The sequence below is a fragment of the Streptomyces sp. NPDC034111 genome, from assembly GCF_055575375.1.
In genome coordinates this window covers 513,768-534,745 of the sequence record NZ_JBVIST010000004.1, presented here as the reverse complement: position 1 = coordinate 534,745, position 20,978 = coordinate 513,768, and the positions used below count along the sequence as shown (strand labels likewise).

Genomic DNA, 20,978 nt, shown 5'->3' with positions numbered 1-20,978 from the left:
CGCGAGGGACCGAAAGCCGGCCGGGCCCTCCTCCCCCGGTGCGGGGCCCCGCGTACGGCAAAGGACCGTCCCTCCCGGGCGGCGGGAGGGACGGTCCTTGTGCGCTACGGGTGGGCGGCGGTCCTAGAGGACGCGCACCGCGCCGGTGGGCATGTCGTAGCTGAGGGGGCGCTCGACGATGCCGGTGCTGGGGTTCTGGGCGCCGATGAACTTGCCGTCGCCGATGTAGACGCCGACGTGGTAGGCGCTGCCCGAGCTGCCCCAGTAGAGGATGTCGCCGACCTGGAGGTTGTCCAGGCCGACCTGGGTGCCGGTGGTGGACTGGTCCTGCGACACCCGCGGCAGGTCGACGCCGATCTGGCGGAAGGCGGCCTGGGTCAGACCGGAGCAGTCGTACGCGGAGGGACCGCTGGCACCGAGCACGTACGCCTTGCCCAGCTGCGCCTTGAGGAAGGCGATGAGGGTGGCGGTGGAGCCGGTCGCGGTGGACGCCGGGGCGGACAGGGTCGAACGCTCGCTGGAGCGCGACGCCCGGGCCTGGGCGGCCTCCTTGGCCCTGCGGGCCTCCTCGGCCTTCTTCTTGGCCGCGGCCTTGGCCTTCTTCACGGCCTCGGCCTTGTGCTTCTCGGCGGCCTTGGCGGCCTTGGAGAAGGCGGTGTCCTGAAGCGCCTGCCGCTCGTAGTTGAACGCGACCTGCTCGGCGGTGTCGGCGCTCCGGGCGGCGCTGGTTGCCAGCGCCGTCGTGATCGTCGGCATCTCCTGGGTCTCGGAGACGGGCTTTTCCACGGCGTTGGCCGGCACGGTCGCGCCGGTCACCGCGAGGGTGAGGAAGCCACCGGTCACGCCCGCCCGCAGCGCCCGGGTGGACGCGGAAGGAACACGGGGCTTCCGGTGGCTGGGTATGAGTGCGTTCGGGGACATGGTCCAACGGCTATCAGGAGCCACAGGTTGCTGCCAAGAAAGGTGCACTGCGCCACACTTGACGCGTACGCGATGAACATTTCGGACTTTTAGCCGCCCGTCGATCCGGCGGCGCGATGTCCGGATTTCGCGATCACGTCTCTGTGCACGGCATTTGCCGTTCGCCGAAGCCCCGTACGGCGCCTACCACTTCTCCATGCGCCACGCCAAGGCTTCCCGGGCGTCAAGGACTTAGTACGTGAAATCACGTGGGATAGGTCACTCTTGAGTGTCCGTTATGTTCCCGTAATCCGGTGCGGGCGGCCGCTCGTGAACCGGAGCACGTACGGATGATCACGGGCGGGTCACGGCGAGGTCGCGAGAGGGTCCGCGAGCGAGGTCGCGAGGGGGGCGCGAGGGGCCGTGTCTACGGATGCCGCTCCTATAGCAGTTGGTCTCGTCCAGCGCCAATTTGCTCGCGATGGGCACCACTTGATATTGGCCATCCCTCGCTGACCAGCGGTAACCCGGATGAATGTCACCTCTCGTGATCACTCGCGTGCTTCACGTATGAAGATCACCGCTCATCCGACTTCATGATCCTTCGCCGGGTGGTGAAGATCACAAAGACGTTGTTCACCCCCGTGTCGCAGATCACAGACCAGCAGGCATAAGATGACGGCGGCTCGGGCTTGTGAACTGCCTCACATATGCACGATCTCTACGGGGTGCCCACAGGGCCCGGGCGGACCGCCATCCAGTCATCGTCGACTGAAGGGAGCGAGGACGGTGAACGCTTACGCGCCCATCCTCGTACTGGGAGCCCTCGGAGCAGGCTTTGCGATCTTCTCCGTGATCATGGCCAGCCTGATCGGGCCCAGGCGCTACAACCGGGCCAAGCTCGAGGCGTACGAGTGCGGAATCGAGCCGACGCCAACACCGTCCGGAGGCGGTCGCTTCCCGATCAAGTACTACCTGACGGCGATGCTCTTCATCGTCTTCGACATCGAGATCGTCTTCCTCTATCCCTGGGCGGTCACCTTCGACGCCCTGGGGCTTTTCGGGCTCGTCGAGATGCTCCTCTTCGCGCTCACCGTCTTCGTCGCCTACGCCTATGTCTGGCGTCGTGGCGGCCTGGAATGGGACTAGGGGTCACACATGGGACTTGAAGAGAAGCTGCCGAGCGGCTTTTTGCTGACCACTGTCGAGCAGGCCGCGGGCTGGGTGCGCAAGTCATCGGTCTTCCCCGCGACCTTCGGGCTGGCCTGCTGCGCCATCGAGATGATGACGACCGGCGCCGGGCGCTACGACCTGGCCCGCTTCGGAATGGAGGTCTTCCGCGGCTCGCCCCGGCAGGCGGATCTGATGATCGTGGCCGGCCGGGTGAGCCAGAAGATGGCCCCCGTGCTGCGGCAGGTCTACGACCAGATGCCGAACCCGAAGTGGGTGATCTCCATGGGGGTTTGCGCCTCATCGGGCGGAATGTTCAACAACTATGCGATTGTCCAGGGCGTCGACCACATCGTCCCGGTCGACATCTATCTGCCGGGCTGCCCGCCGCGCCCCGAGATGCTGATGGACGCCATCCTCAAGCTCCACCAGAAGATCCAGAACACCAAGCTCGGCGTCAATCAGCGGCAGGCCGCCCGGGAGGCCGAGGAGGCCGCGCTCAAGGCGCTCCCGCTGATCGAGATGCCCCTCTCGTCCGAGAAGAAGGGGCTGCTGCGATGAGTGAGCAGACGAACCCCGAGCGTCCGGACCGGCCCGACGGCACCGACGAGGCCGTCCCGGCGCAGCGTGACGACACCGGCGAGGTGATCACCACCCGCCGCGGGATGTTCGGCGCCAACAACGGCGGCGACACCACCGGTTACGGCGGCCTCGTCCGGACCGTCCGGCTGCCCGGCGCCTCCCAGCGGCCGTACGGCGGACCGGGCGGCGGTGAGGGATTCGGCGACTTCGACGAGATCGCCGACGAGCTGGAGGGCGCCCTGGAGGAGCAGGGCCTGGTCCCCGAGAACGTCATCGACAAGACGGTCGTGGACCGCGGTGAGCTGACCTTCCACATCGAGCGGGAGTACCTGCCGGCCGTCGCCAGGACCCTGCGCGACGACCCGGCGCTCCGCTTCGAACTGTGCACCGGCGTCAGCGGGGTGCACTTCCCCGGAGACAAGCGCCGCGAACTGCACGCCGTCTACCACCTGCGCTCGATCACCCACAACCGGCTGATCCGGCTGGAGGTCTCCGCCCCGGACGCCGACCCGCACATCCCCTCGCTGGTCGAGATCTACCCGACCAACGACTGGCACGAGCGCGAGACCTACGACTTCTTCGGCCTGATCTTCGACGGCCATCCTGCGCTGACCCGGATCATGATGCCGGACGACTGGCAGGGCTTCCCCCAGCGCAAGGACTACCCCCTCGGCGGCATCCCCGTCGAGTACAAGGGCGCGCAGATCCCGGCTCCCGACCAGCGGAGGTCGTACAGCTGATGACCACAGCACCGCACTCCCACTCCCCGAACGGCCACCGCACGTCCAGCGACTTCGACACGACCGAGTCCCTGGCCCGCGAGACCACCGAGGGCACTGTCTACAACGTCACCGGCGGCGACTGGGACGAGATCGCGGCTGCCGCTGCCAAGTCCGACGACGAGCGCATCATCGTCAACATGGGGCCGCAGCACCCGTCCACACACGGTGTGCTGAGGCTGATCCTGGAGATCGACGGGGAGACCGTCACCGAGGCCCGCTGCGGCATCGGCTATCTGCACACCGGCATCGAGAAGAACCTCGAATACCGGACCTGGACGCAGGGCACCACCTTCGTCACGAGGATGGATTACCTCACCCCCTTCTTCAACGAGACGGCCTACTGCCTGGCCGTGGAGAAGCTGCTCGGCATCACCGACGCCATTCCCGACCGGGCCTCGGTCATCCGCGTGATGCTCATGGAGCTCAACCGGCTCTCCTCCCACCTCGTCGCCATCGCCACCGGCGGTATGGAGCTGGGCGCCACCACGATCATGATCTACGGCTTCCGGGACCGTGAGCTGATCCTCGACATCTACGAGCTGATCACCGGCCTGCGGATGAACCACGCCTACATCCGGCCCGGCGGCCTGGCCCAGGACCTGCCCCCGGGCGCGGTCGACCAGGTGCGCGCCTTCGTCAGGACGATGCGCAAGAACCTCCCCGAGTACGACAAGCTCGCCACCGGCAACCCCGTCTTCAAGGGCCGCATGGAGGGCATCGGCTACCTCGATCTGGCCGGCTGCATGGCCACCGGCGCCACCGGGCCCCTCGTGCGCTCCGCGGGCCTGCCGCACGATCTGCGCAAGGCGCAGCCGTACTGCGGCTACCAGGACTACGAGTTCGACATCCCGACCGCCGACACCTGCGACGCCTACGGGCGGTTCCTGGTGCGGCTGGAGGAGATGCGCCAGTCGCTGCGGATCATCGAGCAGTGCCTGGACCGGCTGGAGCCCGGCCCCGTCATGGTCGCGGACAAGAAGATCGCCTGGCCCGCTCAGCTGGCCCTCGGCCCGGACGGACTGGGCAACTCCCTCGACCACATCAAGAAGATCATGGGCACCTCGATGGAGGCCCTGATCCACCACTTCAAGCTCGTGACCGAGGGCTTCCGGGTCCCGCCCGGACAGGCTTACGCGGCCGTCGAGTCCCCCAAGGGCGAGCTGGGCGTGCATGCGGTCAGCGACGGCGGCACCCGCCCCTACCGGGTGCACTTCCGCGACCCGTCCTTCACCAACCTCCAGGCCATGGCGGCGATGTGCGAAGGCGGCCAGGTCGCCGACGTCATCGTCGCCGTCGCGTCCATCGACCCCGTGATGGGAGGCGTCGACCGGTGACCACTGTGTCTTCTCGGGGGCAGAACCCCGAACCCCCCACCAGTCTGGGGATGCCCGCACTGCCCGCCCCCGACTATCCGGCCGAGGTACGGGCCCGGCTCGAGGCGGACGCCAAGGAGGTGATCGCCCGCTACCCGGGCGCGCGCTCGGCGCTGCTGCCGCTGCTGCACCTCGTACAGGCGGAGGAGGGCCATGTCACCCGCACCGGCATCCGCTTCTGCGCGGAGCTGCTCGACCTGACCACCGCGGAGGTCACCGCCGTCTCGACCTTCTACTCCATGTACCGCCGCAAGGCCGGCGGTGACTACCAGGTCGGGGTCTGCACCAACACGCTGTGCGCGGTGATGGGCGGTGACGCCATCTTCGAGGAGCTCAAGGAGCACCTCGGCGTCGGCAACGGCGAGACCACCGAGGACGGCGCCGTCACCCTCGAACACATCGAGTGCAACGCGGCCTGCGACTTCGCCCCGGTCGTGATGGTCAACTGGGAGTTCTTCGACAACCAGACGCCCGAATCCGCCCGCCGCCTGGTCGACGACCTGCGGGCCGGCCGGGCCGTCGAGCCCACCCGCGGCGCGCCGCTGTGCACGTTCAAGGAGACCGCCCGGCTGCTCGCCGGCTTCCCCGACGAGCGGCCCGGCGCCGTCGAGGCCACCGGCAGCGCCGGCCCCGCCTCCCTGATCGGGCTGCGCCTGGCCAAGGGTGAGGCCGCCCCGGGGCGGGGCGCCGACCACGTCATCGCCCCGCGGACGACCGCCGACGGCCCGGCCGGCGAACCCCCCAGCGGCCACCCCGACGAACAGGCGCCCCCGGGCCACCCCAGTTCGCACGACGCACCGCAGCAGACCTCGGCCTCCGACGCAGACCACCCGGCGGGCCCCGTAGAAGAGGAGGGGGAGTGATGACCGTGGCTGCCGATTACGGGGGCGCCTCCCGGCCGCAGACCGGGGGAGAGGCGAGCCCCGAAAAGCTCCTCGTACCCGTCCTGTCCGCCTTCTGGGACCAGCCGCAGTCCTGGACGCTGGAGACCTACCGCCGGCACGAGGGCTACGAGGGTCTGCGCAAGGCGCTCGCGATGCCGCCGGACGACGTCATCGCCTACGTCAAGGACTCCGGGCTGCGCGGCCGCGGCGGCGCGGGCTTCCCGACCGGAATGAAGTGGCAGTTCATCCCGCAGGGCGACGGCAAGGCGCACTATCTCGTTGTCAACGCCGACGAATCGGAGCCCGGGACCTGCAAGGACATCCCGCTCCTCTTCGCGAACCCGCACTCCCTCATCGAGGGGATCGTGATCGCCTGTCATGCGATCCGGTCGAACCTGGCCTTCATCTATCTGCGCGGTGAGGTCGTACCCGTCCTGCGCCGGCTGCACGAAGCCGTACGCGAGGCCTACGCGGCGGGCTTCCTCGGGAAGAACATCCTCGGTTCGGGACTCGACCTGGACGTGATCGTGCACGCGGGCGCCGGCGCGTACATCTGCGGTGAGGAAACCGCGCTGCTCGATTCCCTGGAGGGCCGTCGCGGACAGCCCCGGCTGCGTCCTCCCTTCCCGGCCGTGGCCGGCCTCTATGCCTGCCCCACTGTCGTCAACAACGTCGAATCCATCGCGTCGGTTCCCGCGATCATGAACAAGGGCAAGGACTGGTTCAGGTCGATGGGCAGCGAGAAGTCCCCGGGCTTCACGCTCTACTCGCTCAGCGGCCATGTCGCCAACCCCGGCCAGTACGAGGCCCCGTTGGGCATCACGCTGCGCCAGCTGCTCGACATGAGCGGCGGCATCCGCCGCGGCCACCGGCTGAAGTTCTGGACCCCGGGCGGCTCCTCGACGCCGATGTTCACCGACGAACACCTCGACGTCCCCCTCGACTACGAGGGTGTCGGCGCGGCCGGCTCGATGCTCGGGACCAAGGCGTTGCAGTGCTTCGACGAGACCACCTGCGTCGTGCGGGCGGTCACCCGCTGGACCGAGTTCTACGCCCACGAGTCCTGCGGCAAGTGCACGCCCTGCCGTGAAGGGACGTACTGGCTGGTGCAGTTGCTGCGCGACATCGAGGCCGGCAATGGCCGGATGGAGGACCTCGACAAGATCGACGACATCGCCGACAACATCAACGGCAAGTCCTTCTGCGCCCTCGGCGACGGCGCCGCCTCGCCGATCTTCTCCTCGCTCAAGTACTTCCGCGCGGAGTACGAGGAGCACATCACCGGCCGGGGCTGCCCCTTCGACCCCGCCAGGTCGACCCTCTGGGCCGACAACGACGCTCACCTGGGGGTGAAAGCATGACCGTCACGACAACGGGGTCGGACAACGGCTCCGCCGCGGTCCCCCCGGAGGACCTGGTCACCCTGACGATCGACGGCATCGAGATCTCCGTCCCCAAGGGGACGCTGGTCATCCGCGCCGCCGAACTCCTCGGCATCGAGATCCCGCGGTTCTGCGACCACCCGCTGCTGGACCCGGCGGGCGCCTGCCGGCAGTGCATCGTCGAGGTCGAGGGCCAGCGCAAGCCGATGGCCTCGTGCACCATCACCTGCACCGACGGCATGGTCGTCAGGTCGCAGCTGACCTCCCAGGTGGCCGAGAAGGCCCAGCGCGGGGTGATGGAGCTGCTGCTGATCAACCACCCGCTGGACTGCCCGGTCTGCGACAAGGGCGGCGAGTGCCCGCTCCAGAACCAGGCGATGCAGGTCGGCGACCCGGAGTCGCGCTTCGAGGGCAAGAAGCGCACCTTCGCCAAGCCGGTGCCGATCTCCTCCCAGGTGCTGCTGGACCGCGAGCGCTGCGTCCTGTGCGCGCGCTGCACCCGCTTCAGCAACCAGATCGCCGGCGACCCGATGATCGAGCTGCTGGAACGCGGCGCCCTCCAGCAGGTGGGCACCGGAGAGGGCGACCCCTTCGAGTCGTACTTCTCCGGCAACACCATCCAGATCTGCCCGGTCGGCGCGCTCACCTCGGCCGCGTACCGCTTCCGCGCCCGCCCCTTCGACCTGGTCTCCTCGCCGTCGGTGTGCGAGCACTGCGCGGGCGGCTGCGCGACCCGTACGGACCACCGGCGCGGCAAGGTCCTGCGCCGGCTCGCCGCCAACGACCCCGAGGTCAACGAGGAGTGGATCTGCGACAAGGGGCGCTTCGCCTTCCGTTACGCGCAGCAGCGCGACCGGCTGGAGCACCCCCTGGTGCGCAACCGCGAGTCCGGTGAACTGGAGCCGGCGAGCTGGCCGGAGGCCCTTCGGGCGGCGGCCGGCGGACTGGCCGCCGCCAGGGGCCGCACCGGTGTGCTGACCGGCGGCCGGCTCACCGTCGAGGACGCCTACGCCTACGCCAAGTTCGCCCGGATCGCGCTGGACACCAACGACATCGACTTCCGGGCCCGGGTGCACAGCGCCGAGGAGGCCGACTTCCTGGCGGCCAGGGTCGCCGGCCGGGGCCGCGACCTCGATGGGGGCGGGGTCACGTACGCCGTCCTGGAGAAGGCGCCGGCCGTCCTGCTGGCCGGCATCGAGGCCGAGGAGGAGGCGCCGGGCGTCTTCCTGCGGCTGCGCAAGGCGCACCGCAAGAGCGGACAGCGCACCTACGGGCTGGCGAGTTACGCCTCCCGCGGTCTGATCAAGGCGGGCGGCACTCTGCTCCCCGCCGCGCCCGGCACCGAGACCGAATGGCTGGACGCCCTCGCGGGCGGCGTCGGCCTGGAGGGCGAGGGGCTGGCCGCGGCCGAGGCGCTGCGCGCGGACGGCGCGGTGATCGTCGTCGGCGAGCGGCTGGCGGCGGTGCCCGGTGCGCTGACCGCCGCGGTCCGCGCCGCGTCCGCCACCGGCGCCCGCCTGGTGTGGATCCCGCGGCGGGCGGGCGAACGCGGCGCCGTCGAGGCCGGCGCGCTGCCCGGTCTGCTGCCCGGCGGGCGGCCGGCCACCGACCCCCGGGCCCGCGACGAGGTCGCCGCCGCCTGGGGCGTGGCCGCGCTGCCGCACCGGCACGGCCGCGACACCGGCCAGATCATCGAGGCCGCCGCGACCGGCGAACTCAGCGCGCTCCTGGTGGGCGGTGTCGAGGTCGCCGACCTTCCGGACCCGGCCCGCGCGCTGACCGCGCTGGCCGAGGTCGGCTTCCTGGTCAGTCTGGAGCTGCGGCCCTCACAGGTCACCGACCGTGCGGATGTGGTCCTCCCGGTGGCGGCCGTCGTCGAGAAGTCCGGAACGTTCCTCAACTGGGAGGGCAGGGCCCGGCCGTTCGAGGCGGCCCTCAAGCCGGACCAGCTCACCAGCCGGCAACTACAGCCGGACGCCCGGGTGCTGCACATGCTCGCCGACGCGCTGGACGTCCACCTGGCGCTGCCGGACGTCCGCTCCGTACGCCGCGAGATGGACCGGCTCGGCGGCTGGGAGGGCCCGTACGCGAACGAGCCCCTGGAGTCCGGCCGGCCGCTGCCCCGCCCGGACACCGGTGAGGCCGTACTCGCCGGACACCGGCTGTTGCTGGACCGGGGGCGGCTCCAGGAAGGCGACGAGGCGCTGGCCGGCACCCGGCACGCGGCCGTCGCCCGGCTGTCGCAGGCCACCGCGCAGGAGACCGGCGTCAAGGACGGTGACCTGCTGGCGGTCAGCGGACCGGCCGGCTCGGTCCACCTGCCGCTCCAGATCACGCCGATGCCCGACCGGGTGGTGTGGCTGCCGCTCAACTCCGTGGGCGGTGGCGTGGCCGCCGACACTGGGGCGCGCCCCGGTGACCTGGTGAAGATCTCCGCCGTCCCGGGCACGCCGGAGCCGGCCAAGGAGGTGGACGCATGATGCAGTTCGGCCAACTGGCCGCCGCGCCGACCGCGCTGGCCCAGGAAGACCTGTCGATGTTCGGCCGCGACCCGTGGTGGCTGATCGCCCTCAAGGCGGTCTTCTGCTTCGCGTTCCTGATGCTGACGGTGCTGTTCTCGATCGTCTGGGAGCGCAAGGTCGTCGCCTGGATGCAGCTGCGCATCGGCCCCAACCGGCACGGCCCCTGGGGGATGCTCCAGTCGCTGGCCGACGGCATCAAGCTGATGCTGAAGGAAGACCTCGTCGTCAAGCGGGCCGACAAGGCGGTCTACCTCCTCGCGCCGATCGTGGCGGCCATCCCGGCCTTCATGGCGATCGCGGTGATCCCCTTCGGGCCGGCCGGCAACGAGGTTTCGATCTTCGGCGTCCGCACCCCGATGCAGCTGACCGACCTGCCGATCGGCATCCTCTACATCCTGGCCACGGCGTCCATCGGCATCTACGGCATCGTGCTGGCGGGCTGGTCCTCCGGCTCGACGTACCCGCTGCTCGGCGGTCTGCGCTCGTGTGCCCAGATGATCTCGTACGAGATCGCGATGGGCGCGGCGTTCGCGTCGGTCTTCCTGTACTCCGGGTCGATGTCGACCTCGACCATCGTGGAGTCGCAGCAGGACCGGTGGTACATCCTGCTGCTGCCGGTGTCCTTCCTCATCTACATCGCGACGATGGTCGGGGAGACCAACCGCGCCCCGTTCGACATGCCGGAGTCCGAGGGCGACCTCGTCGGCGGCTTCAACACCGAGTACTCGTCCATCAAGTTCGCGATGTTCATGCTCGCCGAGTACGTGAACATGGTGACGGTCTCGGCGGTCGCGACCACCCTCTTCCTCGGCGGCTGGCGCGCCCCGTATCCGCTGTCCAGCTTCTGGGAGGGCGCGAACCACGGCTGGTGGCCGATGCTCTGGTTCACCCTCAAGGTGCAGCTGCTGCTGTTCTTCTTCATCTGGCTGCGCGGCACGCTCCCCCGGGTGCGCTACGACCAGCTGATGAAGCTGGGCTGGAAGGTCCTCATCCCGGTCTCCCTGGTCTGGCTGATGCTGGTCGCCACCGTCCGGGCGCTGAAGAACGAGGGCTACGACTTCTCCCAGATCGTGCTGTACGTCGCCGGCGGCGCGATCGCGCTGCTGCTGATCTCCCTGGTCGTGGACTTCCTCCGCGGCGGAGAGCAGGAGGAGGAGACCGACGGCGACGGGGCGTTCGACCCGATGGCCGGCGGTTTCCCCGTACCACCACTGCCGGGGCAGAGCCTTCCGCCGGTGCCGCGCCGACGGCCGCGGGGGCAGCGGGAGTTGATTGTCAGTGGTCGGGTGGACACTGTCAGTGACGGAAATGAGAGCGATGGAAAGGGGGGCGACGGTGCCTGAGTTCCAGAACCCGGTGGCCGGCTTCGGCGTGACCTTCAAGGCCATGTTCAAGAAGCGGCTGACCGAGCAGTATCCGGAGGAGAAGAAGCCGACGGCGCCGCGTTTCCACGGCCGGCATCAGCTCAACCGCCATCCGGACGGGCTGGAGAAGTGCATCGGCTGCGAGCTGTGCGCCTGGGCCTGCCCGGCGGACGCGATCTACGTCGAGGGCGCGGACAACACCGACGAGGAGCGCTACTCCCCGGGCGAGCGGTACGGCCGCGTCTACCAGATCAACTATCTGCGCTGCATTCTGTGCGGCCTGTGCGTCGAGGCCTGCCCGACCCGCGCGCTCACGATGACCAACGAGTACGAACTCGCCGACCGGTCCCGCGAATCGCTCATCTACACCAAGGAAGAGCTGCTCGTGGGCCTGGAGGAGACCATGGTCGACAGCCCGCATGCGATCTACCCCGGCATGACGGAGAAGGACTACTACAACGGGCTGGTGACCGAGGCCGCGCCCGGCACGGTCCGCCAGGCCGCCGTCTCCAAGGGCGAACGGCCCACGGACGAGGGGGTGCAGGCATGATGAGCCTCGCCGCCTCCGCCACCTCCACGGGGGAGGCCGTGCAGTTCTGGATCCTGGGCATCGTCGCCGTCACGGGCGCGCTGTGCACGATCCTGATGAAGCGGGCCGTGCACAGCGCCCTCTCGCTCGCCGGCACCATGATCGTCCTGGCGGTCTTCTACCTCGCCAACGGCGCGTACTTCCTCGGCGTTGTACAGATCGTCGTCTACACGGGCGCGATCATGATGCTGTTCCTCTTCGTCGTCATGCTGGTCGGTGTCACCGCCGCGGACTCCCTCAAGGAGACGCTCAAGGGGCAGCGCTGGCTCGCCGTCGCACTGGGACTCGGCTTCGGCACCCTGCTGATCGCCGGTATCGGCAACGCCTCGCTCAAGGAGTTCAACGGCCTGGGCGAGGCCAATGCGGGCGGCAATGTGCAGGGCCTGGCCGCGCTCATCTTCACCAAGTACGTCTTCGCCTTCGAGGTCACCGGCGCGCTGCTGATCACGGCCGCGGTCGGCGCCATGGTGCTCACCCACCGGGAGCGTACGGAGCGCGCCAAGTCGCAGCGTGAGCAGTCCGAGGCACGCATCCGCGAGGGCAAGCAGGTCCCGCCGCTGCCCGCCCCGGGCGTCTACGCCCGGCACAACGCCGTCGACATCCCCGGCCTGTTGCCCGACGGCACCACGTCCGAGCTGACCGTCAGCCCGACCCTGCGCGAGCGCGGCCAGGTCCGCGATGTCTCCGGCGAGTCGCTCGCCGAGCTGAAGGCCCTGGAGCGGCGCACCGAGGAATGGCTGGGGCGTGAGTCCGGGGGCGAACCCGGGCCCCCGCCGTCCGGTGGCGCGGCGCCGAAGGAGCACAAGGAGGGGGCCAAGAAATGAACCCGGTCTACTACCTCTACCTCGCCGCCCTGTTGTTCACCATCGGCGCGGCCGGCGTGCTGATCAGGCGGAACGCCATCGTGATGTTCATGTGCATCGAGCTGATGCTCAACGCCTGCAATCTCGCCTTCGTCACCTTCTCGCGGATGCACGGCAATCTGGACGGCCAGATCATCGCCTTCTTCACGATGGTCGTCGCCGCGGCCGAGGTCGTGGTCGGCCTGGCGATCATCGTGTCGATCTTCCGCACCCGTCATACGGCCTCGGTCGACGACGCCAGCCTGATGAAGCTGTAAGGGGTCGCACAAAGTGGAGAACTTGATCGCGCTGCTCGTCGCGGCACCGCTGGTCGGTGCGGCCCTGCTGTTGTGCGGAGGGAAACGACTCGACCGCACCGGCCACTGGATCGGCTCGCTGTTCGCGGTGGCCTCGTTCGCCGTCGGAGCGGTGCTCTTCGCCGACATGCTCGGCAAGAGCCCCGAGCACCGTGCCCTGCACCAGCACCTGTTCAGCTGGATCCCGGTCGGCGACTTCCGCGCCGATGTCGCCTTCCAGCTCGACCAGCTGTCGATGACCTTCGTCCTGCTGATCACGGGTGTCGGATCGCTGATCCACATCTACTCGGTCGGCTATATGGAGCACGACGAGCGGCGCCGCCGCTTCTTCGGCTACCTCAACCTCTTCCTCGCGGCGATGCTGCTGCTCGTCCTCGCCGACAACTACCTCCTGCTGTACGTGGGCTGGGAGGGCGTCGGCCTCGCCTCGTACCTCCTGATCGGGTTCTGGCAGCACAAGCCCAGCGCGGCCACCGCCGCCAAGAAGGCCTTCCTCGTCAACCGCGTCGGCGACATGGGCCTGTCCATCGCGATCATGCTGATGTTCACGACGTTCGGGACCTTCGCCTTCGGCCCGGTGCTCTCCGCCACCGGCGACACGTCCGAGGGCAAACTGACCGCCATCGGGCTGATGCTGCTGCTGGCCGCCTGCGGCAAGTCGGCCCAGGTGCCGCTCCAGTCCTGGCTCGGCGACGCGATGGAGGGCCCGACCCCGGTCTCCGCGCTGATCCACGCCGCCACCATGGTCACCGCCGGCGTCTATCTGATCACCCGCTCCGGGGCGATCTTCAACGCCGCACCGGAGGCCCAGCTGGCGGTCGTCGTGGTCGGCGCGGTCACGCTCCTCTTCGGTGCGATCGTCGGTTGCGCCAAGGACGACATCAAGAAGGCGCTGGCCGGCTCGACGATGTCGCAGATCGGCTACATGGTCCTGGCCGCCGGCCTCGGCCCGATCGGCTACGCCTTCGCGATCATGCACCTGGTCACCCACGGCTTCTTCAAGGCGGGGCTGTTCCTCGGCGCCGGCTCGGTGATGCACGGGATGAACGACGAGGTGGACATGCGCCGTTACGGCGGTCTGCGGAAGTACATGCCGGTCACCTTCATCACCTTCGGCCTCGGCTATCTGGCGATCATCGGCTTCCCCGGGCTGTCCGGCTTCTTCTCCAAGGACAAGATCATCGAGGCGGCGTTCGCCAAGGGCGGCACCGAGGGCTGGATCCTCGGCGGCGCGGCCCTCCTGGGCGCCGCGATCACCGCGTTCTACATGACCCGGGTGATGCTGATGACGTTCTTCGGCGAGGAGCGCTGGCGCAAGGCGCCGACCCCGTCCCCGGACCGGCCCTCGGTCGAGCCCGCCGCCGAAACCAGCGGCGCGTACGCCCCACCGCATCCCCACGAGTCGCCGAAGGTCATGACGATCCCCATGGTCCTGCTGGCCGTCGGATCGGTCTTCGCGGGCGGCCTGTTCAGCCTCAACGAGGCCTTCGTGAAGTGGCTGGAGCCGGTGACGTCCTTCGCCCACGGCCACTCCCCGGTCAGCGCCACCACCGTCACCGCCTCGACCATCGTCGTCCTGCTCATCGGCGTCGGCCTCGCCTGGCTGATGTACGGCCGCAAGCCCGTCCCCGCGCTCGCCCCGCGCGGCTCGCTGCTCACCCGGGCCGCCCGCCGAGACCTGCTCCAGGACGACTTCAACCATGTCGTCTTCGTCCGCGCCGGCGGTCAGGTCACCACCACGCTCGTCCAGCTCGACCGCTCCCTGGTCGACGGTGCGGTCAACGGCACGGCGGCCTCCATGGGCGGACTCTCCGGCCTGCTACGCCAGTTGCAGAGCGGCTTCGTCCGCTCGTACGCGGTCCAGATGCTGGGCGGGGCCGCCGTTCTCGTCGCCGCGACCCTGCTGATGAGGGGTGTCTGACATGTCGTTTCCCCTGCTGACGGCAGCGGCCGCGGTGCCGGCGATCGGCGCGATCGCCACCGCCGCACTGCCCGCCGCCAAGCGCAACGCGGCCAAATGGCTCGCGCTGCTCTTCTCGCTGCTCACCTTCGCGCTGGCCCTGGTCATCGCCTTCCGCTTCGACCCCGGCGCCAAGGGCCCGTACCAGCTCACCGAATCCCACGCCTGGATCCAGGACTTCGGCGTCCGCTACGAGCTCGGCGTGGACGGCATCGCGGTCGCCCTGATCGCGCTCACCGCCCTGCTGATCCCCTTCATCATCCTGGCGGGCTGGCATGACGCCGACCCCCTGGAAGAGGCCACCCCCAACCGGCGCTGGCGGCCCACCCAGGGCTTCTTCGCACTGATCCTCGCCGTCGAGGCGATGGTGGTGATCTCCTTCGAGGCCACCGACGTCTTCCTCTTCTACATCTTCTTCGAAGCCATGCTGATCCCGATGTACTTCCTCATCGGCGGCTTCGGGGACGGTGCGGGAGAGGACGGCGAGGAAGAGGCCGCCGGACGGCGCTCGTACGCCGCGGTGAAGTTCCTGCTCTACAACCTCGCCGGCGGTCTGATCATGCTCGCCGCGGTGATCGGGCTGTACGCCGTCACCGCCGACCAGCTCGGCACCGGCACGTTCTCGCTCCAGCAGATCGTCGAGGCCCGGACCGCCGGCAAGCTGGACCTCGCCGCCGGCACCGAACGGCTGCTCTTCCTCGGCTTCTTCTTCGCCTTCGCGGTGAAGGCGCCGCTGTGGCCGCTGCACACCTGGCTGCCCGGCGCCATGGGCGAGTCCACCGCGCCGGTCGCGGTGCTGATCACCGCGGTCGTCGACAAGGTCGGCACCTTCGCGATGCTCCGCTTCTGCCTCCAGCTCTTCCCCGAGGCCAGCAGCTGGGCCACCCCGGCCATCCTGGTCCTCGCGCTGATCAGCATCGTCTACGGCGCGCTGCTCGCGGTCGCCCAGCGGGACATCAAGCGACTGATCGCCTACGCCTCGATCTCCCACTTCGGCTTCATCATCCTGGGCATCTTCGCCATGACGTCCCAGGGCCAGGGCGGCGCCACGCTCTACATGGTCAACCACGGCATCTCGACCGCCGCCCTGATGCTGGTGGCCGGCTTCCTGATCAGCCGCCGCGGTTCGCGGCTGATCGGGGACTACGGCGGTGTCCAGAAGGTCGCCCCGGTCCTCGCCGGCACGTTCCTCATCGGCGGTCTCGCCACTCTGTCGCTGCCCGGCCTGGCGCCGTTCGTCAGCGAATTCCTCGTCCTGGTCGGCACGTTCACCCGCTATCCGGTGATCGGCATCGTCGCCACCCTCGGCATCGTCCTCGCCGCGCTCTACGTCCTCGTCCTCTACCAGCGGACGATGACCGGACCGGTGAAGGCCGAGGTGAAGACCATGCCCGACCTCAGGGTCCGGGAGCTGGTGGTCGTGGCGCCGCTGATCGCGCTGCTGCTCTTCCTCGGCGTGTACCCCAAGCCGCTCACCGCGCTCGTCAACCCGGCGGTCGAACACACCCTGTCGGTCGTCGACAAGAAGGACCCCAAGCCCACTGTGCAGGTGAACGCCGTGCCCGGTGAAGGCCGGCACGGCCACCCCGCGAACGATCAAGACGTGGAGGCCGCGAAGTGAGTTCCGTGGCAAGTGTCCACAGCCTGTGGACAGTGGCGGCCGGCGCACCGGGCAAGATCCCGGGGCCGCATATCGAGTACGCCCAGCTGTCGCCGACGCTGATCGTCCTCGGCGCGGCGGTGATCGGCATCCTGATCGAGGGGTTCGTGCCGCGCCGCAGCCGCTACTACTCCCAGCTGCTGCTGTCCCTGGTGGCGCTGGCCGCCGCGTTCGCCGCGGTGATCGCCCTGGCGGCCGGCGGCTTCGGCTCGTCCAAGGCGCATATCGCCGCGATGGGCGCCCTCGCCGTCGACGGCCCCGCACTCTTCCTGCAGGGCACGATCCTGCTGGTCTCCCTGATCGCCGTCTTCACCTTCGCCGAGCGGCGGCTCGACCCGGCGGCGCACGGCAACCGCGTGGACTCCTTTGCGGCTGAACCCGCCGCCGTCCCGGGTGGAAAGGCCGAACAGGACGCGGTCAAGGCGGGGTTCACCACCACCGAGGTCTTCCCGATCGCGCTCTTCGCGATCGGCGGCATGCTGATGTTCCCCGCCGCCAACGACCTGCTGACGCTCTTCGTCGCGCTGGAGGTCTTCTCCCTCCCGCTGTACATCCTGTGCGCCCTCGCCCGCCGCCAGCGGCTGCTCTCGCAGGAGTCCGCGGTCAAGTACTTCCTCCTCGGCGCCTTCTCGTCCGCCTTCCTGCTGTTCGGCGTGGCCCTGCTGTACGGCTACGCCGGCACCGTCACCTACGCCGGGATCGCCGAGGTGATCTCGGACGGTGCCAAGCAGATCGATCCGGCGCTCGCCGGCTCGATGAGCAGTGACGCGCTGCTGCTGATCGGCGCCGCGCTGGTGCTGATGGGGCTGCTGTTCAAGGTCGGCGCGGTCCCGTTCCACATGTGGACCCCCGACGTCTACCAAGGCGCTCCCACCCCGGTCACCGGCTTCATGGCGGCCGCCACCAAGGTCGCCGCCTTCGGTGCGCTGCTCCGCCTGCTGTACGTCGTTCTGCCGGGCATGCGCTGGGACTGGCGGCCGGTGATGTGGGGCGTCGCGATCATCACGATGCTCGGCGGCGCGATCATCGCCATCACGCAGACGGACATCAAGCGCCTCCTGGCGTACTCCTCGATCGCCCATGCCGGCTTCATCCTCGCCGGTGTGATCGCCACCAGCGAGGACGGCATCTCCTCGGTGCTCTTCTACCTGGGCGCCTACTCCTTTGTGACGCTCGGCGCGTTCGCCGTCGTCACCCTGGTGCGGGACGCGGGCGGCGAGGCCACCCAGCTGTCCAAGTGGGCCGGGCTCGGCCGCCGTTCACCCCTCGTGGCGGCGGTGTTCGCCATCTTCCTGCTGGCCTTCGCGGGCATCCCGCTGACCTCTGGATTCGCCGGAAAGTTCGCGGTCTTCAAGGCGGCAGCGCAGAGCGGCGCCGGCTGGCTCGTGGTGGTCGGTGTCATCTCGTCCGCGATCGCCGCGTTCTTCTACATCCGCGTCATCGTCCTGATGTTCTTCAACGAGCCCAAGACGGAAGGCCCGACCGTCGCGGTGCCCAGCCCGCTGACGACCACCGCCATCGCCGTCGGCGTCGTGGCCACCCTCGTACTCGGCCTGGCACCGCAGTACTTCCTCGACCTCGCCGGACAGGCCGGGGTCTTCGTGCGCTGATCACCAGCGGCGCGGCACGACGGACGGCCGCCGCCGGAGCCCTCGGGGGGGTTCCGGCGGCGGCCGTCTGCGTACGCGTGCCGGCGAGGCGGACCGGGTGGGTCAGCCCTTGGGCATACCGCTCGGCATCTCGGGCATGTCGGGGATCTTCACGCTGCCGTCGCTGGACTTGGTGTACTTCTCGGTGGGGCCGTTCTTCCAGTCGACGGTCAGGGTCTTGCCGTCCGCACCGGGCTTGAGCGTGCCCATGGTGCGAGTGGTGTCCCCGTCGGTGCACTTGAGAGCGGCCATGGTCATCCCGGCCATCTCCTGCACCTTGCCCAGACAGGCGGCCTTGTGGCCGTTGCTGAACGCCACGGTGCCCTTGGTGATCACAAGGATCAGCGGGCTGCTGGTCGAGCCGGACTTCCAGGCACCCTCCACCGCACCGGGGCTCGCAGGCTTCTCGGCGCCTCCCGGAGTCGACGGTGCGGCCTCGGGCTCCTTGCTCGGCTTGCTGTCGCTGCCGGTGCCGCCGCTGCTTCCGCAGCCGCTGAGCAGCATCGCGGCGATGGCTGCCGCCCCGGCGATCTGCGCTGCCTTGCGCACGTACGTCTCCTCCGTTGTGGGTCAGGGAGACGTGAGGCTAGCAGCGCCCCCGCGCCCCTCCGCTCCCTCACCCGGATTGCGGCAGCGCCGGTACGGACTTGGTGTCGGGCTGTAACGAAAGGCGGTACGGCGGGACTGGTGCGGGGCAAACCTACGAGGGGCCTGTGATCCTGGGGCCGCGCCCAGTGACAAACCCGCGGGGCCTTTGACCCTGGTGCCGGCAGCGCCAGCCACCGCCGATCCCCTGCCCCCTTAACCCCCTTAACCCCCTTAACCCCCTTGGTCCCCTGGTCCCACCTCAGTCCCCTGATCTCCCCTCCCGACTAGCCCCCACCCCCCGCCGCGCTCTTGTCGTGCAGTACGGCGCGGAATACGGCATGTGCCGTCCACTCCTGTTTGGCCAGGCGTTTCAGGTCGCGGCGGAGGGGGCGGAAGGCGCCGCCCGGGAGGAGCTTGGCGTCCAGGTCTATGGCGGAGGCGTACGCGGCCAGCAGCCGGGCCCGCTGGTCGGGGAGCCGCGCGTCGACCGCCGCCTTGAAGCGGGCGCGGGCCGGGCCGGTCAGGTCCACCGGGCCGACCGGGAAACGCTCGTACGGGAAGAGGCCCAGGGCGCGGCGGGCCTCTCTGCGCAGTGCGCCGCGTTTCTCCAGTCGGCGCAGACACAGCTCCTGGACGGGCCGGCCGGCGCGGCGCACCCAGCGGTGGGCCTTCACGCTCCGGCTGCCCTTGGCCGGGGCGGGAAGCGCCGCCAGGGCGCCGTCGAGTATCGGGTCGCCCAGCGGCAGCGGATTGGTCACCTCGATCCGGCCGCCGCGCTCGGCCACGATGCGTCCGGACGCCTCCAGATCGGCGAGCGCCGCGCCGGCCAGCCCGTAACAGAGGTACGTGGGCATGGCCAGCGGGCGGCCGCGGACCGGATCGTGGCCGAGGAGGAGCAGTTCCTCGGGGAGGGTGAGCGGTGGGCCGGCCGCCCCGGGGCGCAGGCTGATCATGTCGAGCCGCGGGACGGGACGGTGGGTGCGGGCAGGATGCGGCCGGTGACCTCGCCGAGACCGATCCGGGCGCCGTCGGGTCCCGGCGCCCAGGCGGTGAGGGTGACCTCGTCGCCGTCCTGGAGGTAGGGGCCCTTGCCCTGGGTGAGTTCGAGCAGGCAGCCGAGCTGGTCGGGGTCGGGCCCGGAGACCGTGCCGGAGGCGAACAGATCGCCGGTGCGCAGCGAGGCGCCGTTGACGGTCATATGGGCCAGTTGCTGGGCCGCTGTCCAGTACATGGCGGAGAACGGCGGCCGGGAGACGGTCTCGCCGTTGATGCGCACCTCGATGCGGATGTCGAAGCCGCCCGGCTCCACGCCCGAGTCGTCGAGGTAGGGCAGCAGCGGGAAGTCCCGCCCCGGCGGTGGCGTACGGGCCTCGTCGAGGGCGTCGAGCGGGGTGATCCAGGCGGCGACGGAGGTGGCGAAGGACTTGCCGAGGAACGGGCCGAGCGGCACGTACTCCCAGGCCTGGATGTCGCGGGCGGACCAGTCGTTGACGAGACAGACGCCGAAGACATGGTCGCGGAAGGAGTCGAGCCCGACGGGTTCGTGGAGCGTGGAGGGCGTGCCGACCACGAAGCCGATCTCGGCCTCGATGTCGAGGCGGGCGGACGGGCCGAAGGTCGGTGCCTCGTCCGTGGGTGCCTTGCGCTGGCCGTTGGGCCGTACCACGGGGGTGCCGGTGGCGACGACGGTGCCGGCCCGGCCGTGGTAACCGATCGGCAGATGCTTCCAGTTGGGAGGCAGTGCGGCGCCGTTGGGCCGGAAGATGCGGCCGACGTTGGTGGCGTGGTGCTCGCTGGAGTAGAAGTCGACGTAGTCGGCGACCTCGAAGGGGAGGTGCAGGACGACCTCGTCCAGCGGGTGGAGCAGCGGCGCCACTTCGTCGCGGTGGGTGGGGTCGGTGACGGCGCTGCGGACGGCCGCGCGGATCTGCTGCCAGACGGGGCGTCCGGCGGCCAGCAGGGGGTTGAGCGTCGGCCCGGCGAGCACTTCGGCGTGCGGATGGATGGCGGCGGGCAGGGCGCTGGGCAGTGCGCTCAGGTCGAGGACGTGGGTGCCGTAGCGGACGCCGATGCGGCGCTGGTCGGGCGCGTCGGTGGTACTGAAGACGCCGTAGGGGAGGTTGTGCGGGCCGAAGGGGTCGCCTTCCGCCAGCTCGAACGGGCTCTGCTCGGGCATGGACAGCTCCTCGCATTCGTCGTCGCCGGTGAGCGGCCGGACCTGCCGGGGCTCGGTGGAATCCCCGGCCGGCGGCTGTGTTGATCAGAGTACGGCCGGGCACGTCGCGGCGGAGCAGCCTGTGGATAACTCGCGTCATGGCCGGGCGGGGGCGGGTGTGTGTGGGCCGGTGTGGGCGGCGGTGGGCGAGGACTTCCGCCTCCCCCCCATGCCTTCCAGGACGCCCCAAGCGCTCCCC

Annotated in this window: 18 protein-coding genes; 14 read left to right on the top strand and 4 right to left on the bottom strand. The window is 69.7% G+C overall.

Annotated elements, in window-relative coordinates; genetic code table 11:
• Positions 1-123: 123 nt before the first annotated feature.
• The gene (locus tag ACZ55A_RS14515) at positions 124-921 is read right to left on the bottom strand and encodes a C40 family peptidase (RefSeq protein ID WP_468839086.1); all 798 of its coding nucleotides are present in this window, start codon (positions 919-921) and stop codon (positions 124-126) included.
• Positions 922-1,689: 768 nt separating this feature from the next.
• Here ACZ55A_RS14515 and ACZ55A_RS14510 point away from each other — a divergent pair.
• The 14 genes from ACZ55A_RS14510 to nuoN are packed head-to-tail and all read left to right on the top strand — an operon-like array spanning position 1,690 to position 17,937.
• Complete coding sequence (locus ACZ55A_RS14510) at positions 1,690-2,049, top strand: NADH-quinone oxidoreductase subunit A (protein WP_468839083.1); 360 nt, start codon at positions 1,690-1,692, stop codon at positions 2,047-2,049.
• Between the two features lie 9 nt (positions 2,050-2,058).
• The gene (locus ACZ55A_RS14505) at positions 2,059-2,631 is read left to right on the top strand and encodes a NuoB/complex I 20 kDa subunit family protein (RefSeq protein WP_468839080.1); all 573 of its coding nucleotides are present in this window, start codon (positions 2,059-2,061) and stop codon (positions 2,629-2,631) included.
• Positions 2,628-3,392, top strand: a complete 765-nt coding sequence (locus ACZ55A_RS14500) for an NADH-quinone oxidoreductase subunit C (protein WP_468839077.1) — start codon at positions 2,628-2,630, stop codon at positions 3,390-3,392. Before ACZ55A_RS14505 ends, ACZ55A_RS14500 begins: the two co-directional genes overlap by 4 nt.
• The gene (locus ACZ55A_RS14495; RefSeq protein WP_468839074.1) at positions 3,392-4,768 is read left to right on the top strand and encodes an NADH-quinone oxidoreductase subunit D; all 1,377 of its coding nucleotides are present in this window, start codon (positions 3,392-3,394) and stop codon (positions 4,766-4,768) included. Before ACZ55A_RS14500 ends, ACZ55A_RS14495 begins: the two co-directional genes overlap by 1 nt.
• A gap of 50 nt (positions 4,769-4,818) precedes the next feature.
• The gene (gene nuoE / locus ACZ55A_RS14490; protein ID WP_468839071.1) at positions 4,819-5,670 is read left to right on the top strand and encodes an NADH-quinone oxidoreductase subunit NuoE; all 852 of its coding nucleotides are present in this window, start codon (positions 4,819-4,821) and stop codon (positions 5,668-5,670) included.
• Entirely contained in the window at positions 5,670-7,052 is a 1,383-nt protein-coding gene (gene nuoF / locus ACZ55A_RS14485) for an NADH-quinone oxidoreductase subunit NuoF (protein WP_468839068.1), read from the top strand. Before nuoE ends, nuoF begins: the two co-directional genes overlap by 1 nt.
• Positions 7,049-9,553 (top strand): NADH-quinone oxidoreductase subunit G, encoded by a 2,505-nt coding sequence (locus tag ACZ55A_RS14480; protein ID WP_468839065.1) that lies wholly within the window; start codon positions 7,049-7,051, stop codon positions 9,551-9,553. The genes nuoF and ACZ55A_RS14480 overlap by 4 nt, the downstream gene beginning before the upstream one ends.
• On the top strand, positions 9,550-10,938 hold the full coding sequence (gene nuoH / locus ACZ55A_RS14475) for an NADH-quinone oxidoreductase subunit NuoH (protein ID WP_468839062.1): 1,389 nt from the start codon (positions 9,550-9,552) through the stop codon (positions 10,936-10,938). Before ACZ55A_RS14480 ends, nuoH begins: the two co-directional genes overlap by 4 nt.
• The gene (gene nuoI, locus ACZ55A_RS14470; RefSeq protein ID WP_468839059.1) at positions 10,931-11,509 is read left to right on the top strand and encodes an NADH-quinone oxidoreductase subunit NuoI; all 579 of its coding nucleotides are present in this window, start codon (positions 10,931-10,933) and stop codon (positions 11,507-11,509) included. The genes nuoH and nuoI overlap by 8 nt, the downstream gene beginning before the upstream one ends.
• Positions 11,506-12,372: an NADH-quinone oxidoreductase subunit J gene (locus ACZ55A_RS14465; RefSeq protein ID WP_468839056.1), complete on the top strand. Its 867-nt coding sequence runs from the start codon at positions 11,506-11,508 to the stop codon at positions 12,370-12,372. The genes nuoI and ACZ55A_RS14465 overlap by 4 nt, the downstream gene beginning before the upstream one ends.
• Positions 12,369-12,668 carry an NADH-quinone oxidoreductase subunit NuoK gene (nuoK, locus tag ACZ55A_RS14460; RefSeq protein WP_350730467.1) on the top strand — a complete coding sequence of 100 codons (300 nt, stop codon included), beginning with the start codon at positions 12,369-12,371 and terminating at the stop codon, positions 12,666-12,668. The genes ACZ55A_RS14465 and nuoK overlap by 4 nt, the downstream gene beginning before the upstream one ends.
• Before the next feature lie 13 nt (positions 12,669-12,681).
• A complete protein-coding gene (gene nuoL / locus ACZ55A_RS14455; protein WP_468839053.1) occupies positions 12,682-14,628 on the top strand; it encodes an NADH-quinone oxidoreductase subunit L in 1,947 nt (648 codons plus the stop codon).
• Between the two features lies 1 nt (position 14,629).
• On the top strand, positions 14,630-16,288 hold the full coding sequence (locus ACZ55A_RS14450) for an NADH-quinone oxidoreductase subunit M (RefSeq protein ID WP_468839050.1): 1,659 nt from the start codon (positions 14,630-14,632) through the stop codon (positions 16,286-16,288).
• Positions 16,285-17,937, top strand: a complete 1,653-nt coding sequence (nuoN, locus tag ACZ55A_RS14445) for an NADH-quinone oxidoreductase subunit NuoN (RefSeq protein ID WP_468839047.1) — start codon at positions 16,285-16,287, stop codon at positions 17,935-17,937. The genes ACZ55A_RS14450 and nuoN overlap by 4 nt, the downstream gene beginning before the upstream one ends.
• Before the next feature lie 102 nt (positions 17,938-18,039).
• Here the strand turns inward: nuoN and ACZ55A_RS14440 are convergent, their stop codons facing one another.
• The 3 genes from ACZ55A_RS14440 to fahA form a co-directional block, all read right to left on the bottom strand.
• A complete protein-coding gene (locus tag ACZ55A_RS14440; protein WP_468839044.1) occupies positions 18,040-18,525 on the bottom strand; it encodes a hypothetical protein in 486 nt (161 codons plus the stop codon).
• 323 nt (positions 18,526-18,848) lie between these two features.
• Positions 18,849-19,517 (bottom strand): GOLPH3/VPS74 family protein, encoded by a 669-nt coding sequence (locus ACZ55A_RS14435; protein WP_468839042.1) that lies wholly within the window; start codon positions 19,515-19,517, stop codon positions 18,849-18,851.
• Entirely contained in the window at positions 19,514-20,740 is a 1,227-nt protein-coding gene (gene fahA, locus ACZ55A_RS14430; RefSeq protein WP_468839039.1) for a fumarylacetoacetase, read from the bottom strand. The genes ACZ55A_RS14435 and fahA overlap by 4 nt, the downstream gene beginning before the upstream one ends.
• Positions 20,741-20,978: the final 238 nt, after the last annotated feature.

Bases quoted from the DNA above. Each gene is read 5' to 3' on its own strand.
- ACZ55A_RS14515 (WP_468839086.1), bottom strand. From the start codon at position 921: ATGTCCCCGAACGCACTCATACCCAGCCACCGGAAGCCCCGTGTTCCT.
- ACZ55A_RS14505 (WP_468839080.1), top strand. From the start codon at position 2,059: ATGGGACTTGAAGAGAAGCTGCCGAGCGGCTTTTTGCTGACCACTGTC.
- ACZ55A_RS14500 (WP_468839077.1), top strand. From the start codon at position 2,628: ATGAGTGAGCAGACGAACCCCGAGCGTCCGGACCGGCCCGACGGCACC.
- ACZ55A_RS14495 (WP_468839074.1), top strand. From the start codon at position 3,392: ATGACCACAGCACCGCACTCCCACTCCCCGAACGGCCACCGCACGTCC.
- nuoE (WP_468839071.1), top strand. From the start codon at position 4,819: ATGCCCGCACTGCCCGCCCCCGACTATCCGGCCGAGGTACGGGCCCGG.
- nuoF (WP_468839068.1), top strand. From the start codon at position 5,670: ATGACCGTGGCTGCCGATTACGGGGGCGCCTCCCGGCCGCAGACCGGG.
- ACZ55A_RS14480 (WP_468839065.1), top strand. From the start codon at position 7,049: ATGACCGTCACGACAACGGGGTCGGACAACGGCTCCGCCGCGGTCCCC.
- nuoH (WP_468839062.1), top strand. From the start codon at position 9,550: ATGATGCAGTTCGGCCAACTGGCCGCCGCGCCGACCGCGCTGGCCCAG.
- ACZ55A_RS14465 (WP_468839056.1), top strand. From the start codon at position 11,506: ATGATGAGCCTCGCCGCCTCCGCCACCTCCACGGGGGAGGCCGTGCAG.
- nuoK (WP_350730467.1), top strand. From the start codon at position 12,369: ATGAACCCGGTCTACTACCTCTACCTCGCCGCCCTGTTGTTCACCATC.
- ACZ55A_RS14450 (WP_468839050.1), top strand. From the start codon at position 14,630: ATGTCGTTTCCCCTGCTGACGGCAGCGGCCGCGGTGCCGGCGATCGGC.
- ACZ55A_RS14435 (WP_468839042.1), bottom strand. From the start codon at position 19,517: ATGATCAGCCTGCGCCCCGGGGCGGCCGGCCCACCGCTCACCCTCCCC.
- fahA (WP_468839039.1), bottom strand. From the start codon at position 20,740: ATGCCCGAGCAGAGCCCGTTCGAGCTGGCGGAAGGCGACCCCTTCGGC.